Origin of the sequence: Bacillus sp. FSL R5-0439 (assembly GCF_038008805.1) — a bacterium.
Taxonomy (GTDB): Bacteria; Bacillota; Bacilli; order Bacillales; family Bacillaceae; genus Bacillus; species Bacillus safensis.
The window spans coordinates 609,652-626,477 of record NZ_JBBOZW010000001.1; the positions used below are offsets into that span (position 1 = coordinate 609,652).

Consider the following 16,826-nt stretch of genomic DNA (forward strand, 5'->3'; position numbering starts at 1 on the left):
TAGGAAGAGGGTTGCAAATAGAGGATTTTCATAGAAGAGTAATAAAAAATATATATGATCTTTGGTGAAGTAGGCTTATACAGTATGTAATTATATAGGTCTTTTTGAGAAAGGAGAGCAGAATGGAATTTTTAAAAGTGGATAACGTCGATATAGAAAAATTATCGGACCGACAACTAACAGAATTGTTATCAATGTTGTTATATTTTGAGGCGGAAAAATGGGAGATTTCGACTAATTCAGTTGGAGTGGCTCTTAATATTACTGTCCCAGACGGTGGAGAAGATGGAAGGATAAAATGGGAGGGAGGAGTTAATAAAACAAATTGGCTGCCAAACCGTTTTACAATGTTTCAATGTAAAGCTACAGATATGCCTCCATCAAAATGCAAAGATGAAATTCTCTCAGATGATCAAGAACTTAAACCAATGGTTAAAGAAGTCATCGAGAATGTTGGAGCATATATTCTTTTTCATAATCGTACTCTAAATGAACAACAGCAAAAAGCGAGAATTAAGTCATTTAGAGAAGCAATTGGTAATTCTTCATTTGAAGGAGATGGCAAATCTGTGTCTATTCACATTTATGATGCAGGGAAAATAGCTAATTGGGCTAACGAGTCCATTTCAGCTGTTGTTGCTGTTTGGAAATGGGTAGGCAAATACTTGCCAAATGGTGCGAAGACATGGAAAGACTGGAGTGGTTATCAAGAAAATAGCTACACATATGTAGTAGATGATTCGAATGAGTCCAATATTTCTCAAATAAGAAGCCACTTTGTAGGTGTTAGAAAGATTGCGCGCATTATAGGTTTATCAGGTTTAGGTAAAACGAGATTGGCCTTTGAAGCATTTCGCCCGCCAGAGGATTCAAGTAATGTAGAACAACTGTCAAGAAGTAATCAAGTCATATACTTGGATGCAGCCGTTAATTCTGTTGGATTACCTGCTATTATTGCAACTTGGAGAACACAAGGCTTGAGGGGCACTGTTATTGTTGATAATTGCAATCCTGAAATGCATAGCATGTTAAAGGAAGAAATAGAGCACTCAGAAAGCCAATTGAATTTACTAACATTAGATTTTAATCCTGAGAGACATAATTCTGACCATCCTTATATTGAATTGAAACAGGTATCAAATGAAATAATTAAGGGGATCATTTCTCAAGGTTATCCCGGTATATCTCCAGAGGATATTGAACGAATTGTTGATTTTGCTCAAGGTTTCCCTAAAATTGCTGTGCTCTTAGCAAGAGCTAGACTTAACAAAGATGACGATATTGGGAGCTTAAGAGACGATGTTTTAATAGATAAACTGCTATGGGGTAGAAACGGCAAGGACCCTGTAAAACATAAAGCTATATCGGCCTGTGCCCTGTTTGAATACGTGGGGTTTGATGGTGAGGTTACATCACAACGTAAGTTTATAACAGAAAATATATGTAAAATTACTGATGAAGAATTCTATAGTGCTTGTCAGTATTTTATTGACAGGGGAATATTAGACGTAAGGGGAAGATACATCAGAGTTACCCCGCAACCGTTAGCTATACGCTTAGCTACGGATTGGTGGAAAAACTGTCCACCCGAAAGGGCATATCAAATTGTTACAGCAGATATGCCGAATGGAATGTCTGAAACCCTCTGTGATCAGATGGCAAAACTCCACTTTCTACCTAAAGCGCAGGAATTAACATCGAGTTTATGTGGAGAGCGAGCCCCTTTTGGCCAAGCGGAAGTTCTAAATTCTGAAAATGGTTCCCGTCTCTTCCGCTCTTTAGTAGAGGTGAACCCCGTAGCTACAACAAGAGCACTTAATAGAGTTTTTGGATCAATGAGTATTGAAGACTTATTACAAGTAGGCCCGGGAAGAAGAAATATAATCTGGGCATTAGAAAAATTATGTTTTTGGGAAGAAACATTTGAATCAGCATCAAGGGTATTATTACTATTTGCTGCAGCAGAAAATGAAAGTTGGGGTAACAACGCAACAGCACAGTTTCTACAGCTATTTCATTATGTTTTATCGGGGACACAAGCCCATCCCGATGTAAGAATAAAGATAATAGATTATGCCTTAGAATCTAAATCGCCTGAAGTACAGCTATTAGGAGTCGAAGCATTGGGACATGCTTTGCAAACCCAGCATTTTAATCGGATGGTGGGAGTTGAAAAACAAGGGAGTAGACCAGTACAACAGGAGTGGAGACCCAAGACTTGGAATGAAGTGTTTGAGTATTGGAAGAGCGCTCTCGAAAGGCTAACTCGAATAGCAATAGAAAGTGAAGAAATGTCTGAGAAGGCATGTGAATTAATAGCAAAAAGCATTCGGGGTTTAGTTTCTTATGGAAGAGTAGAAGAGATTGAAATTGCTTTACAAGCAATAATTGATAAAAGAGGACCTTTTTGGCCAAGTGCATTAGGAGCTATAACGGATACTATTAAGTATGAAGGACTTAAAATTCCAAAGGAGGAATTAGAACGTCTTAAAAAATGGTCTAAATGGTTACAACCAGATGATTTTTTAGATCAATTGAAATTAGTTGTAAGCATTCCACCATGGTCTCATGAAAAAGATGATACAGGAAAATACATTGATAAGGCAGCTGAAAAAGCAAAAGAGCTTGCCTTACACACTGTTCAGAATCACTATAATGAGTTATTAGATAATTTACAGTTGATTTTAATTGGAGAACAAAGAAAAGCATACATCTTTGGTTATGAAATCAGTAATTTAGTTGAAGATCCTGAATACCTCCTCTCTAAGATAATAAGTACTTTAAAAGAGACAGTTAATATGAAAATCGAAAATGTTAACTTATCTTTTGTCGGTGGGGTATTAGCAGCCTTGCAAATTAAAGAACCTGAATTAGTAAATAATCTGTTAGATGAGATGTCACAATGTTTGGATTTTAGCCAATTCACTGTAGAACTAACGCGATTCATTAAAATTGCTGAACAAGATCTAATTAGAATTATGGAATTATTAAGAGCGGGAAAAATTAATGTTAATACATTGAACATTTTTTCGTACGGAAGCGTGTTAGATCATTTAGCTCCAGATATTGTGTTAAGGTTTATCTCTGAAGTGATTGAGCATCGAGATGAAGGCTTTTCAGTCGGTTGGCGTATTCTTTATATGTACACTTACGGAGATGTTGAAAAATTCCGAGCGTTAGCAAGTACATTTAAAGAATTGCTTCTTTCACCAGGTGTCTTTATCAATGGGAAAATTGATAGCTACGAAATTGGTGATGTTGCTAAAAAGTTTGTTCAATACAATGAAGATGAAATAGAAAGTTTTAATTCTTCTATTGCTAAAGAAATAGTTGAATCACTAAGAGAAAGGTTGAATTTTGATCAGATTCAGAATCTAAGGAGTTATATTAATATCCTAATGGAATCAGGATGGCATTACTGTTGGCCAGTGTTAAGTGAAGCGTTGCTCTCTGATGATAACATAGTAGTATATAATACGATTGATATATTAGAGCCAGGTATGTTGGATGAAAGATTTTGGTTATTGGAAAGAGTTCCATATGAAGTTTTAAAAAATTGGTGTGAAGAACATGAAAAGGGCCCTGAGTTACTTTCAACAGTTGTACCTGTGCTGGGAGATAACGATGAAAAAATAAACCCGATCGCATACTATTTAGTCTCTGAGCATGGTGATAATGAAAAAGTGTTAAGAAATATCAGCAGGCGTCTAAATACATTCGGTTGGTCTGGCTCTCTGATCCCGTACTATCAAGAACAGATGTCTATTTTCAAGTCATTTGAAAAGCATAAACTGTCAAAGGTGAGGGATTGGGCTTGTACCCATATAGAGAGATTAATCAGCGCAATCGATAGAGAGAAGCAACGAGAAGAGGAAAATGATCTAAGGTATTAATCCTACTATGATTGAGAAAGTAACACTTCTGTTATAGGAAAGTAGCTCCCAATAAAAAGGGGAGCTATTTTTTTGTGAAAATTTTTCTGTTAACAATGTGCTTTTCGTATTTCTGGTTTTTTCATTTGTTATCTTCCTTAACATAAAATTAGCCTTTAATAATTCCAAATGGTTACATAACTATCCAGGTTATGGTTGATTATTTTCATAATTCAGTTAATAATTACTCTTACAGAGTTATGTGAATTAATAGGCTAAGTGGAGAAAGAATAATAGATAATAAATAAAAAGAAGGTATCATAATGAGTACAGATGTCATTGATGAATTAGTAACAAATTTTAGACGAAATGAAACAATTATGAAAGCTGTGTATTTTTTATTTTCAATGAGGTTCGCCTATTATGAGGTTTGGAAAATAGAAAATATTTTGGAAGAAAATAGTCACCGAGATATAATATTACCTGCATTAGCTGAAATTGAAGCAACGAGGAAGCAATGTAAAATTGATAGGAAAGAACTTATAAAGTATTTATGGGAAGTAGAGCCTTATTTAGCTTACTTGTTAGATGAGACAGAGGTAGAAACACCTCTAGTTATTTTAAGCTTTTTACAAAAAGAGCTAGATATAGTAACGATTTTTACTGTTCCATTAGAAAACCTCCCTGAATTTGCTGATGAGAAGTACGGTATTGTTTTGTTGAATGACGAATGTACTGCTAATCATCAGGGGATTTTCTTCGATCATAAATTTTATTACTATAGCCCTTTAGTGGTAACAAAAAGAGATGCCAAATTCCCTCCGGAATTGATAAATTTACTTCTTGGCCAATTGGAAAATAATAACTCAGTATTTTATCGGCTAGATAACAACCTTAGTATTGATAAGCATAGTTATAAGCCGTTTTATAGAGAACTTTCCGAAGTTTATCAGGGAAGAGAGATTAATCTCGATAATATTAACTTTCCGCTTCATACAGGAAAGAACGAATACTTTTGCGTTTATAATCCAAAGACAATGAAAAAAATTCAATTTAAAATATCATATAGGAAAGATGAGGAGCGGTGGATTGAGGTTGAGGAACTTTGGGATATTCACGGTAGAGATGAACAAGAATATTTTGTTACGAGATATTTGCACTCCATATATGAACCAACTTTAAATGCGTTTGTTCATGTTGATGGATCTATCAACATTTATAGGAATGAAAGTTATAAATTAAGAATTAGTCAGCAAATAAGTGCTCATGCAGACTGGCATATAAAACAATGGCTAGTGGAGGGAGAAATTAAGGTGTTAGATTGGGCAAAACTAATTCTTCACTTTTTTAATGATCCTGATCTCATTCTAGATGCTTTTCGAGGAGACTTAATCGAAGAGGTGTTTAAAGAATAACAGTTATAACTACCACTTATATTTCTTTAGTAATAAATATTGACTGTTTTTAGCCACTTTAAAAAGATCCGAATACAGTTCCTATATGGCCTATTTAATTTTTAACAATTAACAAGGTAATATCTGATATACAACTGTACTATTAATTAAAAACGGAGTAACAAAAGGGTAACATAACCCTGTGTTACTACGTTAATTAATGTTAAAGTTGTTACACTATTACCTTCAATAAAGCCTTTAATAGCGCGGATTATTTAACTTTCGTCAACTCATATTAAACATGTTACAAAGCAGTGGAGATATGGGCGGCATGATGTAATTACGGAATTAAACCCTTGATTAATAAGGGTTTATCCGTAAGTCACACTCATTTTGGTGCCATTTTGATGCCACATAGATAAATTAGAGGCTTTTCATTAGTTCTCCGAACTTTTGAGAAGCTTCTTTTTTCATTTATTCTTTCTTTGTGACCAAGACGGTTCAAAATTTGTTCAAGAGAAACACGGGTTTTGCAAGAAGTTATACATGGTTTTTATTTTAAACTGTGCTAAGTCAAACCCTCATTGAGGTTGTTTATTTTAGTAGCCTTTTCATTCGCTCTCTCGCATATTTTTAATCATGATGGGATATCCATATTATTGTGCATCTTAGCTGAACTAAAATAATGGTATAGGAAACATCTCCTAACAGCTTGTTGATCTTATCTTGCAATCTTATATGCTCCTTCAAAGCATAGATGAAATCTAGTTCTACCATGTCATCCCTTCATATTTGTCTTTTCTTTGGATTATCCATTTGTTATCGGAAATTCTCAAATTTATTCAAACTATTCAAAAACCTGATTATTTTTTCCGGAAATATTAGAATTTTATAATTCATTAGTTTTATAAAGTAAATCTTAAAGTGAAAAGTTGATTACCTTATAAATAAGAAACACAAAAAGGCAATTCTTTTTTTCTCACCAATGGTTTTCACAACATTTATATTTTCTATAGGTTTATTTCCTAAAAAATGTGTGAATTGAAATACTTTTAATTCCAGGAATCTTATTGGGGAAAACAACAACATAAAGATAAATATGTTATAATTGTTAAAATATATTAATTCGTGGTGATATTATGAATAGATCTATAAACGATGCAACTCTGGTGAAAGCTGGTGATATTTTTCAATATTACATTGCTTTACGTGATTGCTTTAAATTAAATAATGGGGATAAACTGCAAATTGAGGTAAATGGTGATGTTAGCCTTGTTACGGCGACAACAAAGAAATCGTATCAGAGAGAGGTGAAGCATCATTTTGGTGAAAAAAGACTTTCTGTTAGAGATATAGATTTTTGGAAAACTTTATCTAATTGGTATATAGAATATGATAGAATTACAAGTTTCTCAAGTTTAATTTTATACACAACAGCTACAATATCTTCTGATTCTCCTTTTTGTAATTGGAATACTAAAGAACCTAATGATAAAATCGCGGTTCTGCAATCAATTGGACAATTTACTAGAAAAAGAGAAGAGACTTTTAGAAAGTATTACAATAAAATTTTTGCAAAAGGAATATATGATGAGGTTAAATTATTAGATATATTATCAAGATTCACTATAGAAGCCTCTCAAAATAAAATTTCAGGTGTTTCAAAAGAATTTAGTTCCTATATAGGACATATTCCAGAAGAAAATCGCGATTATTATATTGGGGCATTACTTGGACGAATTGTTTCTATAGTTAAAGACCCCCCGCACCGTTGGGAGGTTACTAGAGAGGAATTTGATAAAATGTTACAGCAAGAATCACCTGCTTACTCAATTCCAAGTGAACAACCGTTACCGAGTGATTTTGCAGAGGTAAATATTTCTGAACAAACCGTACAATCACTACTAAATAAGGAATTTGTAGAGGCCATTCGAAAAATTGAATATGATAAACAAATTCCATATGCGGTTTCCGATTATTGGAAAGCTGAAATGACAGTTATGAGATATTTTAAAGATGACTTTTTATATCTCAAAAGTTTGCCACTATATAAAAATGAGTTGGAAGAACAATTAAAATATATAAAAGAAAGTAAAGTTATTGAGACTGAGGGGAGAAATAGGAATATCAAGATTAAACATTCAAAACTAATGTACACAGAGGTTATGAGATGGGATGCAAAAGATATTGGATCAATAGTTAGAAATCAGGGCTACTTTCAGAGAGGTATTATTCATACTATTGTTGACGATAAAAAGTTCAGCTGGGATGTAGGTGAAGAAGATGAGTATTGAGAGTATACAGGCTTTATCAATGAATGCTCATTTTTATAGTGTACTCTTGCAAGGCTTTTTATCAGGATATAATAAGCCTTGTGAGGTAAGATTAGTATTTATGGCGTTACCTATTCTATTAAATTCTGAATCAAGAAAAAAATTAGATTCTGCAAGAAGTAATAGTAAAATGGAAACTTTATTTAATAAACCAGAAACATTTAATGAAGATACTAAAGTTTCAGGGAAAGTGTCGCTTTCAGGATATTTAAGTCGATTCAATGAACTTAAACCTTTTTCGAAAAAGGCGGTAGTGATTTTGTACTCGAAAAAGAAGATTGTAATAAATGAAAAAAAAATAATACTTTTAGAGCCAATAAGTTATTTGAATTTTGATAGTCCATCAAGACAGTGGATTAGGGCAGCACATTATTTAGGCGTTGTTTTTGCTAAGACTAATGAAGATCATTTAAATTACTTCTTGGGGGTGGGAAGAGAATGAAAAGCTACTTAAAGGCTATTATGATGTTTAATGAATCAGGAGAATTACGTAGTGTTCCGTTACAACCGGGAGTCAATATTGTAACGGGAGAATCTAAAACTGGTAAAAGTGCTCTAGTCGAAATAATAGATTATTGTTTATGCAGTTCAAGATCGACCATACCAAAAGGAAAAATAACAGATTTTTCATATCTTTATGTCATGCCTATACTAATCAACAAAAGTACATATGTAGTTGCTAGATATAATTCAGAAAATGGAGGGAAAATGTATGTTTTAAAAGAATCCTCAGATTTTCCAATAGATAATATAACATTAGAATACTTTGAGAATAAGCCCATGTTATCCGTAAAGGATGCACAATATGCTATTGAATCTGCATTGGGATTATATGTAACAAATATTGTTACTGAGAGTGAAAAGCATGGTAAAAAAGCATCATTAAGAAATATGGTATCATATCTTTTTCAACATCAAAATTTAATGGCAAGTAAATTTGCATTATTTTATAGATTCTCTGACTATTATAAAAGAAAAGATATTATAGAGCAATTCCCTGTTTTTGCAGGAATGATTGGACAACAATATTATAGCGAATTAATCCAACTAAATAATTTAAAGGCTCAATTGAAGAAAAAACAAAAGACCCAAAAGGCAAACAAGAAAAGTTCAACATATATTAAAGAGCATTTAAAACCTCTGTTAAAAGATTATTACGCTTTGTTAGATTTGCCATTTAACTCAAATATCACGATGCAAAAAATGCTTAAACTCGCTTCGAATTTACCTAAATTTGACAATAATCAACTTTTCAATGAGAATGGAATCGCCAAAAGATACCGTCAGCTTAATAATGAGTTAGATGAATTAAGGGATCAAGAGAGAGAAGCTTTGCTTAGAATTGATAATTTAGATAATGCAAGCCAAAATGGTAAAAACTTCACGGGAATGTTACAGGAATTGAAAGATCAGACTAGTATTTCTGGAGGCTTCGTAAACGAATATTCATGTCCTTTATGTGGAGGTATTTGTGAAGAAATTTCTGAGGATGACGCTACACTCTTAGAAGCTTCTGTATGGCTTGATAAGGAATTGATGATTACTAGTAAGTTCACGAATGATTTCTCAGAGGATATTCGAAAGCTTAAAGATGCACATGGGGTAATAGAAAATAGAATAAAAGATGTATGGCAGCAGATTAAAAACATTGAACGAAAATTTATCAATTCAAAAGAGCTTGTTTCAAAAAGAGAAAAAGTTAATTATGCGAAAGCCAGAATTGAATTATATTCAGAGATGGCCAATTCAGGCTTGTTGGACACTGTAGATGAGGATATAGAAGATTTGAAAACGAAAATTTCTCAATTAGAAGTTAAGATAAGTGGGTTTAATTTAGATAATAAGAAGGCAAAAGCGCAAACCTTCCTATCTGATAATATGAATCGTTTATCTTTTACTTTAGATTTTGAAGAAGAATATCGCCCTTTAAATTTACACTTTGGACTTATGGATGAAACTTTCGACGTTTATCAACTGCAAAAAAATGATAAAATTCACCTTTATGAAATGGGGAGTGGAGCAAACTGGGTATCGTGCCATATCGCGCTATTTTTAAGTTTTTTAAGATATTTCGCTACTCAAGAGCATTCACCGATGCCGTTAATAATGTTTTTTGATCAACCTAGCCAAGTTTACTTTCCACAAGGGGCATTTGAAAAGAATAAAAGGAATGAATTATCAGACTCTGATTTAAAAGCAGTTAATCAAATGTATAAAACTATATTTGAAGAAATCAATTCCATTGGTGAAGATACTGGTATTGTTCCACAAATATTGATAGTTGATCACGTTGATGGACAAGATTTAGAAGTTAAAGATGAATTTGCTTCTTATGTAAGGGGAGATTGGAGAAACGGGAAAGCTTTAATATAAATTTATATTTTTTCCTAAAGTGGGTTTCCTCTTTACCCAATATGAAGAGAATGGGTGATTTTAAAAAGAAAAGCGGTGATCGTATGGGCTTGACGACTTTGGTGGCGATTATTGTTGTACTGGCTGTCGTGTTTGGATTGTTTGGATCAAAAAATCGTGATAAATAAGAGGTTGAAACCCACTTCCACAGAGGAAGTGGGTTTTTTATTGCAAATACAACATTAATGCAATATACTAATTTTAATAATTTGTTGTAAATGCAACAAAGAGGAGTCGTGATAAATGAGAGAGATTTTGCAGGAGATTGGCGTCATTGCTCGGGCGCTTGATTCCATTAGTAATATTGAATTTAAAGAGTACGATTTAACGAAGGGGCAGTATTTGTATCTTGTGCGTATTTGTGAGGAGCCTGGTATCATTCAGGAAAAGTTGGCGGAAATGATTAAGGTGGATCGAACTACGGCTGCTCGGGCTATCAAAAAGCTAGAACTGCATGGGTTTATTGAGAAAAAGAATGATCGTGTGAATAAAAAAATCAAAAAGCTGTTTCCAACTAAAAAAGGGGAAGCGGTCTACCCAATGATTAAACGAGAACATGATTATTCGAATCAAGTGGCGCTGGATGGGTTTTCTAAGGAAGAAGCGGAACAGATTTATGAGTATCTTCTCAGGGTGCGAAAGAATATAGAAAAGGACTGGGAAGGTGTGAAAAAAGGGATAAAGAGAGACTACTAATTAATAAGGAGGGACGACTTTATGACCGTCACTTTCATTCGGTGCAATGAACAACATGTAAAGGAGCTTCAGAAAATTGGAACCGATACGTTTAAAGAAACCTTTCTGGATCAAAACAAAGTGGAACATATCGAAGCGTATGTGAAGACAGCTTTTCACCTAAACCAGCTGTTAAAGGAATTACAGCATCCTTCATCACAGTTTTATTTTGTTCAAGTGAATGGGGAAGTAGCTGGTTATTTGAAGATCAATATGAATGATGCCCAATCAGAAGAGATGGGCAATGACGCGTTAGAGATTGAAAGAATTTATATCAAGCAGTCCTTTCAAAAGCAAGGGTTAGGCAGATATTTAATCGATCAAGCCATTGAAATTGCGAAAAATCATCATAAACGGGATGTTTGGCTTGGGGTGTGGGAGCACAATAGAGCGGCCATTGCTTTCTATCAAAAGCTTGGGTTTGTTCGAACAGGGGTGCACGCCTTTCTCATGGGGGACGAAGAGCAAATGGATTACATTATGACCAAAACATTGAGCTGATCAAAAAGGAGGAAGGGTACATGCATATCCCATCATTTTTTCGAGTGAAAGATATGGAGAAAATCAAATCATTTATTCAATCTCATTCATTTGCTACAGTTGTGACGACAATGAATGAAAAGCCCATTGCGACACATATTCCAGTGAGTTTTCATCAAGTTGGAGATTCGTATGTGATCTCAGGGCATATGGCGATTGGGAATCCTCAGTGGAAAACGTTTGAAGAGAGCGAGAAGACGCTCGTCATCTTTCAAGGGCCGCATGCCTACATATCTTCTTCATGGTATGAAAAAGAAGCAGTACCAACATGGAATTACCAGGCTGTTCATGTTTATGGAAAGGCGGAACTGCTTGAAAAATCGGAACTGGTTAAGGAATTAACCACAATGCTGGAGACATACGAAAGTCACAGAGAACAGCCGGTGCTATGGGATACGTTGTCTGAGGAACTGTTAGAGAAGCAAATGAAAGGCATTGTAGGCTTTAAGATCATCATTGATGAAGTTCAGGCTGCTTTTAAATTAAGCCAAAATCGCCACGAAAGGGATTATATCCGCATCATTGAACAGCTGGAAGCAGAGGGTGAAGTGGAAATGGCTGAGGAGATGAAAAAGAGTTCCATTTAAGAGACTTCTCGAAAGATTAGTTATCCTTATGGAGTAATAAAAAGAATGAAACGTTACTTATAAACAAAAACACTTTCTTCTAGGAAAGTGTTTTTTAGTGGTGATAAAAAAAGCCCTCATCATTCAAGGGCATTAGTGAAAGTTTATTTTACTTTAACTGTGAATGTCACGTCTTTACTATTCATGTAATCGTCAGTTGTGACATTTCCAAATTTCAGCTTTAATTCTTTGATGTTTTTAATGTTGATCTCTTTGCCTTCGGGAGCTAAGAATTGAATAACACCATCTTGTTTAACGCCACCTTCAACTTCGCCACCAATATCACCATCAGTCATAAACATATTCGCATCTAGTTGCATGCTTCCTGCTACAGCTTTACCTTGATCTGGATAGAAGTTTAGAACTTTATCTGTCGTATTTTCAATATTCATTCCAACATTGATTCTATCCTTCATAATTTTAATTTCGCCAAGGTTTACTTTCATTCCTTGAGCAGTTGTTTTGTGTTTGCTCGCATTTATTTTCTTTGAACCATCATCTTTTTTGTTTTTTGATTGTGTTTTTGTGCTTGTAGACTCTTTTTCTTTAGACGCACCTGTAGACACATCTTCTGTTGAGCCGCAAGCAGCAAGTGTAAATGTTAGCCCTAAAGCTAAAAATAAAGCATAGAATTTCTTCAAAATGAAAATCCCCTTTTGTTTAATTTATATAAGCGTCTTTTGCTTATACATTGACTATGACTATTATAATAGGATAAAAGAACCTACAAATCAACAAAAAATGATAAAAATAGAAAATAATTGTTTTTAAGTGTTTTTTGATAAACCAGTTAGCTTAAAATTACTTAAAATCCACTTCTGATGACTTAAAACGAACTTGAATTTCCTTATAATAGAATTATTATAAGGGATTGGGAGTGATTGAAATGGATGGTTCGTCAATCAAGACGGTTAATAGAGAGGATCAACATGAATTCTTGTTTCTGAATATATCTTCAAATACAATTGGGGCTCTTTCAAAGGAATCAGCTGAGAGGATTCTAAAGGTAAGGAACATCGATGAAATTCACCAATTGATGTATGTTCCTATTGAAAATCATGAAGACCTCAAATGGCTGATCCACTCTTTGCATAAAGCCATCATGGATGAAAAAGATGTACGTGTCGCTCTTGAATTGGCTGATCTACTCTATTTCTTTGTTGTCCCTGCTTACAAAGAAGAATTGATGAGCCGGGAAGATTTGTCACAGATGATGAATGACATTCTATTTATGTTGGATCTTTGGACAGATGAAAACATAATAGAGTTAGTTGTTGCCATACAATATGAATTACAAAAAGTAGAGAGAAAAGGCTTGTAGAGCAATCTCTACAAGCTTTATTCTCTCTACTTATACAGTTGTGTTATTGACGACAGGCTCTTTTCTAAACACGCCCATGCAGCCTGCAATGATGATTAATACAGCTGGAAGGATGAAGAACATAGAAATAGAAATAATGCCACCAGCAGCAGATACTAATAACAGAATTCCACCAAGCTTTGCTTTTTTCTTTACAATGACAGATGAGACAATGGCAAGAATAGAGAAAAGCATTGCTGCCCAGCCTAATCCTGTAATTTCACTGGTGCCTGAATCGCTAAATGCTGCATCGATTCCTCCGAAAGCAAGAGCGAACATTGCGCCGAAAAATCCAAAAATACCTCCAATTAAACCTAAAACAAATTCTGTCGTTCTTTTCATAATACTTTCCTCCGATATGTAAATAAGAATTATTGGTACTTAAGAACCAACACAATCTTACTAATCGGCATTTCTTTCATAATGTTAATAGTTTTGTTAAAAAAAAGAAGAAAATCCATAAAGGATTTTCTTGTCCAGTTATTGGGCTCTTTCCCAAGTAATTTTTGTTTCATTTGTTTTTTTCGTTCCCTTTGCCAGCACCTTGCCGTTTTCTTGTTTCACGGTGATGTTTAGGTCATAAAAGGAATAGAGGGCGCCGAGGCTGTCGTTTTCTGGTTTGTGCAGATTGTTTTCTTTTTCGGTCGATGCTCCAATGGCCAGCGTCTTGGCAAAGTTTAAACCGATGACTTCAGCATAATCACTATTGGTATCAGAGGAAGCTGTTACGTTTAAAGAAATGATTTTTTTCTTTTGATCAACGGTGATGTCAGTGTCTTTGATGAGCTTAGACTGCTCCATCACTTCTTTCGTTTCCTTTTGAATGCGTTCATTAATTGTTGGAAGTGCCTTCGTTTCTGTTTTTTGTTCTTTTGTCGTATTTGAGCAAGCTGCTAGAATGCAGAGACTTGCAACTAGACTCATGAAAACAAGTAGACTTTTTTTCACGTTCGATCTCCTTTTTTCTTCGAAGTATGTATGCTTATGTTACCACGAATCCTTGTTTTGATTAAAAGAGAAGTGTTGATAAGCTGTGAACAATAAAAAGCACCCTCTATCGGGTGCTTTATTTCTTATTGTGCTGAAAGGCTTGTACTTAATGGGATAGAAGAAATAACGGTGAATTTAGGAGTGGCAGCACCAGATTCTAAATTTTTACGTAAAAGCGATGATTTGATTGACCCATCCCAATTTTTATAAACACTTCCTGATGTATTTGCACGAAGCTGTACATTTGAGAAGCTTGCTTGTGAATAGCTGTTTGTTCCATTATCCTGTACGCCGTGTACCATTTTGACAACATCAAGATTTTTCAGACGGCTAGGGTTGTAAACAGGCTGCTTATAGCGCAGTTTTCCATTGACGTATAGTGACACTGTACCATCACCGTTGTTGATGAGCTTTAAGTTTACGCGTGCGCCATCTTTAATACTTGAATCGTATTCGCTGTTCCAGTATTTACTGCCGCCTTGTGAGCCGCTGCCCAGAAAGACCTTATAGCCAGAAGACGTTTTTGAAATACCGCTCTCTACAACGGCAGAGCCAAGACCGAGATACCAGTCCGCATAGCCGTTTTTAATGGTGGCTGTTTTCGGCAGGACAATATCGGCAGAGATACCTGACCATTTGGCTTCATCCGTTTGTGTCACAATGGCGCCGTGACGAGGACTAGCCGCTGAGGCAGGAAGACTTGAAAATACCAAAACGAAGGCTAAGCTTACAATCAATACAGTGAACCACTTTTTCATGAAAATTCCCCCTTAAATTTAATTCACCTTCATTATATAAAATGAAAGAGGGGAGCTACTTACAATGTTCTAGCTGATTTTGGCAGTATTTATGAACTTAATCGGTCATAAAGTGGTCAACTTGTATTTGAATTGTAATGTGTCTGTAAAATAACTGGGTTCATCTTCATGTATAATGAGTGCAGAAACCAAAAACGGAGGATTTCTTAATGAATAAAAAGCTTATCACGACAATCGTAACAGTAGCTAGTTTATTTTTAGCATTCAGTTTCTCACATGGAGCAAGTGCAAAAAAAGTAAGCGGCAATATTACTTGGTATAATGGTGTCGGTAAAAAAGGCGCAGATGGAAAAAAACTCGGTCATTGGGATGCAGCAACTAAAATGGGCTTTGACGTACCGAAAAAAGGTACAAAACTAAGAGTGACAACAAAAGCGAAACCACATAAAGTGATTACAGTATATAAATATGATGTAGGCAGAATGCCAAATGCTGTACTAGACGTAAGTCCAAAAGCATTCAAAGCACTTGGGTATAAAACAAGTAAAGGTGTCGTAAAAGGGCATTACACTTATTAATACATAGGCATGCAAAGAAGCGGGAAAAGTTCATTTTCTGGCTTCTTTTCTTGTAGAGAGGGTCTGAAAGGCAATGAAAAAATCAACATGGTGGATCATCACAGTCATTGGCGTCGCAGTAATTGCGGCAGTTATTTTCTTCATGATGAAGCCGGGGCAAGAGGCAAAACATGCAGGGAAAGTCAAAACAAACCAAGATGCAAAAGACGAATTGCTCGTTTCATTTACAGATCAAAAGTTAAACAATACTTATTACTTGCATGATCGGGCGCTTCATACGGAGAAACTGACAGCATATCCTTCGATTGCTTATGATTCTACGAAACAGGTTTTATATTACACGTATACAGATGAAAATACGCAAAAGGTGAGTATTCGGGAATTAAAGGTGAAATCTGAAGAAGAAAAAACACTGTTTACGAGTGATGATTCCATCGACAGTATGAAGCTGTCTGGTGATGGGAAGAAGTTATTTCTTAGGTATAACAAGGAGTCTGGAGAGCAATTTTATGTCGCGTCTTTTGATTTGAAAACACACAAAATGAAGGAGCTGTATCCAGAAAAAAGCAAGGACGATACGGTGAGTTCTTTTGCATATGATCCGACTTCAAATGATTTGGCGATCCAGCATTATTCTTTAAAAGAAGATTATCAAAAAACCGATGAGGCGAATGAAAAGGGCAGAGATCCTGAACCAACAACCATGAAGATCACCCTTCAAACAGGTGAGAAGGGGAAACGCATTGCACGCATCTCACAAACGATCAATGATATCTCATTTTCTCCAGATCATAAGAAATTGATTTATACAGAAGTAAAGGTTCGTAAAGAAAAAGAAATATCCTCTATTAAAATGCTTGATGTAGAAACAGGAAAAACGACGACACTCGTTAAAAACAGTCAGGATGTTCATATTTTAAGTGCTGCACAGCCGCAATTTTCTACGGACGGGTCGTCTGTTTATTTCTTAGGTGTTGCAAAAAACGCAAAAGAATTAAAGGATGACACTGGACGAAAAGCGAAGGTAAGAACGATCTTTGAATACAATATGAAGAAGAAAACAGTGGAAGCCGCTTGGGAGAAGGATGGCGGAATCATTAACAATTTCACTGTCAATCGATAAAGGAAACGTTCAGTTATTTATATAACTGGACGTTTTTTTATTTTGTCACTTGAAATGCTGGAGAATTGGTGAGTTTATAGGAAGAAAATCAGCTTTTAAACAGTG

Annotated in this window: 15 protein-coding genes; 11 read left to right on the forward strand and 4 right to left on the reverse strand. The window is 35.0% G+C overall.

Going from position 1 to position 16,826, the window contains the following annotated elements; translation table 11 throughout:
• Window positions 1–122: 122 nt before the first annotated feature.
• The 8 genes from NST59_RS03035 to NST59_RS03070 all read left to right on the forward strand — a co-directional run bounded on the left by NST59_RS03035 (window position 123) and on the right by NST59_RS03070 (window position 11,873).
• Window positions 123–3,893: a hypothetical protein gene (locus NST59_RS03035; RefSeq protein ID WP_144490755.1), complete on the forward strand. Its 3,771-nt coding sequence runs from the start codon at window positions 123–125 to the stop codon at window positions 3,891–3,893.
• A gap of 302 nt (window positions 3,894–4,195) precedes the next feature.
• Window positions 4,196–5,287, forward strand: a complete 1,092-nt coding sequence (locus NST59_RS03040) for a hypothetical protein (RefSeq protein WP_144490756.1) — start codon at window positions 4,196–4,198, stop codon at window positions 5,285–5,287.
• A gap of 1,118 nt (window positions 5,288–6,405) precedes the next feature.
• A complete protein-coding gene (locus NST59_RS03045) occupies window positions 6,406–7,560 on the forward strand; it encodes an ABC-three component system protein (protein WP_144490757.1) in 1,155 nt (384 codons plus the stop codon).
• The gene (locus tag NST59_RS03050; RefSeq protein ID WP_144490758.1) at window positions 7,550–8,041 is read left to right on the forward strand and encodes a three component ABC system middle component; all 492 of its coding nucleotides are present in this window, start codon (window positions 7,550–7,552) and stop codon (window positions 8,039–8,041) included. The genes NST59_RS03045 and NST59_RS03050 overlap by 11 nt, the downstream gene beginning before the upstream one ends.
• Window positions 8,038–9,972 carry a DUF3732 domain-containing protein gene (locus NST59_RS03055; protein ID WP_341040038.1) on the forward strand — a complete coding sequence of 645 codons (1,935 nt, stop codon included), beginning with the start codon at window positions 8,038–8,040 and terminating at the stop codon, window positions 9,970–9,972. The genes NST59_RS03050 and NST59_RS03055 overlap by 4 nt, the downstream gene beginning before the upstream one ends.
• A 282-nt stretch (window positions 9,973–10,254) precedes the next feature.
• Entirely contained in the window at window positions 10,255–10,707 is a 453-nt protein-coding gene (locus NST59_RS03060) for a MarR family winged helix-turn-helix transcriptional regulator (protein WP_144490760.1), read from the forward strand.
• 21 nt (window positions 10,708–10,728) lie between these two features.
• A complete protein-coding gene (locus NST59_RS03065; protein ID WP_144490761.1) occupies window positions 10,729–11,247 on the forward strand; it encodes a GNAT family N-acetyltransferase in 519 nt (172 codons plus the stop codon).
• Window positions 11,248–11,267: 20 nt separating this feature from the next.
• Entirely contained in the window at window positions 11,268–11,873 is a 606-nt protein-coding gene (locus tag NST59_RS03070; RefSeq protein ID WP_087976359.1) for an FMN-binding negative transcriptional regulator, read from the forward strand.
• Window positions 11,874–12,016: 143 nt separating this feature from the next.
• Here NST59_RS03070 and NST59_RS03075 read toward each other — a convergent pair whose 3' ends face one another.
• Window positions 12,017–12,553: an LptM family lipoprotein gene (locus tag NST59_RS03075; RefSeq protein ID WP_126681416.1), complete on the reverse strand. Its 537-nt coding sequence runs from the start codon at window positions 12,551–12,553 to the stop codon at window positions 12,017–12,019.
• Window positions 12,554–12,789: 236 nt separating this feature from the next.
• Between NST59_RS03075 and NST59_RS03080 the strand changes: the two genes are divergently transcribed.
• Window positions 12,790–13,233, forward strand: a complete 444-nt coding sequence (locus NST59_RS03080; protein WP_228280406.1) for a hypothetical protein — start codon at window positions 12,790–12,792, stop codon at window positions 13,231–13,233.
• A 30-nt stretch (window positions 13,234–13,263) separates the two neighbouring features.
• On the opposite strand, the gene NST59_RS03085 is transcribed toward NST59_RS03080, so the two are convergent.
• The 3 genes from NST59_RS03085 to NST59_RS03095 all read right to left on the reverse strand — a co-directional run bounded on the left by NST59_RS03085 (window position 13,264) and on the right by NST59_RS03095 (window position 15,020).
• The gene (locus tag NST59_RS03085) at window positions 13,264–13,614 is read right to left on the reverse strand and encodes a DUF4064 domain-containing protein (protein ID WP_341040041.1); all 351 of its coding nucleotides are present in this window, start codon (window positions 13,612–13,614) and stop codon (window positions 13,264–13,266) included.
• A 138-nt stretch (window positions 13,615–13,752) separates the two neighbouring features.
• Entirely contained in the window at window positions 13,753–14,220 is a 468-nt protein-coding gene (locus NST59_RS03090) for a hypothetical protein (RefSeq protein WP_039176883.1), read from the reverse strand.
• A 125-nt stretch (window positions 14,221–14,345) separates the two neighbouring features.
• Complete coding sequence (locus tag NST59_RS03095) at window positions 14,346–15,020, reverse strand: hypothetical protein (RefSeq protein ID WP_341040044.1); 675 nt, start codon at window positions 15,018–15,020, stop codon at window positions 14,346–14,348.
• 209 nt (window positions 15,021–15,229) lie between these two features.
• Here NST59_RS03095 and NST59_RS03100 point away from each other — a divergent pair, with 209 nt between their 5' ends.
• The gene (locus tag NST59_RS03100) at window positions 15,230–15,598 is read left to right on the forward strand and encodes an RlpA-like double-psi beta-barrel domain-containing protein (protein WP_024424478.1); all 369 of its coding nucleotides are present in this window, start codon (window positions 15,230–15,232) and stop codon (window positions 15,596–15,598) included.
• Window positions 15,599–15,671: 73 nt separating this feature from the next.
• A complete protein-coding gene (locus NST59_RS03105) occupies window positions 15,672–16,721 on the forward strand; it encodes a hypothetical protein (protein WP_341040046.1) in 1,050 nt (349 codons plus the stop codon).
• The last annotated feature ends 105 nt before the right edge of the window (window positions 16,722–16,826 follow it).

Bases quoted from the DNA above. Each gene is read 5' to 3' on its own strand.
- NST59_RS03070 (WP_087976359.1), top strand. From the start codon at position 11,268: ATGCATATCCCATCATTTTTTCGAGTGAAAGATATGGAGAAAATCAAA.
- NST59_RS03050 (WP_144490758.1), top strand. From the start codon at position 7,550: ATGAGTATTGAGAGTATACAGGCTTTATCAATGAATGCTCATTTTTAT.
- NST59_RS03095 (WP_341040044.1), bottom strand. From the start codon at position 15,020: ATGAAAAAGTGGTTCACTGTATTGATTGTAAGCTTAGCCTTCGTTTTG.
- NST59_RS03105 (WP_341040046.1), top strand. From the start codon at position 15,672: ATGAAAAAATCAACATGGTGGATCATCACAGTCATTGGCGTCGCAGTA.
- NST59_RS03040 (WP_144490756.1), top strand. From the start codon at position 4,196: ATGAGTACAGATGTCATTGATGAATTAGTAACAAATTTTAGACGAAAT.
- NST59_RS03035 (WP_144490755.1), top strand. From the start codon at position 123: ATGGAATTTTTAAAAGTGGATAACGTCGATATAGAAAAATTATCGGAC.
- NST59_RS03065 (WP_144490761.1), top strand. From the start codon at position 10,729: ATGACCGTCACTTTCATTCGGTGCAATGAACAACATGTAAAGGAGCTT.
- NST59_RS03085 (WP_341040041.1), bottom strand. From the start codon at position 13,614: ATGAAAAGAACGACAGAATTTGTTTTAGGTTTAATTGGAGGTATTTTT.
- NST59_RS03060 (WP_144490760.1), top strand. From the start codon at position 10,255: ATGAGAGAGATTTTGCAGGAGATTGGCGTCATTGCTCGGGCGCTTGAT.
- NST59_RS03100 (WP_024424478.1), top strand. From the start codon at position 15,230: ATGAATAAAAAGCTTATCACGACAATCGTAACAGTAGCTAGTTTATTT.
- NST59_RS03045 (WP_144490757.1), top strand. From the start codon at position 6,406: ATGAATAGATCTATAAACGATGCAACTCTGGTGAAAGCTGGTGATATT.
- NST59_RS03055 (WP_341040038.1), top strand. From the start codon at position 8,038: ATGAAAAGCTACTTAAAGGCTATTATGATGTTTAATGAATCAGGAGAA.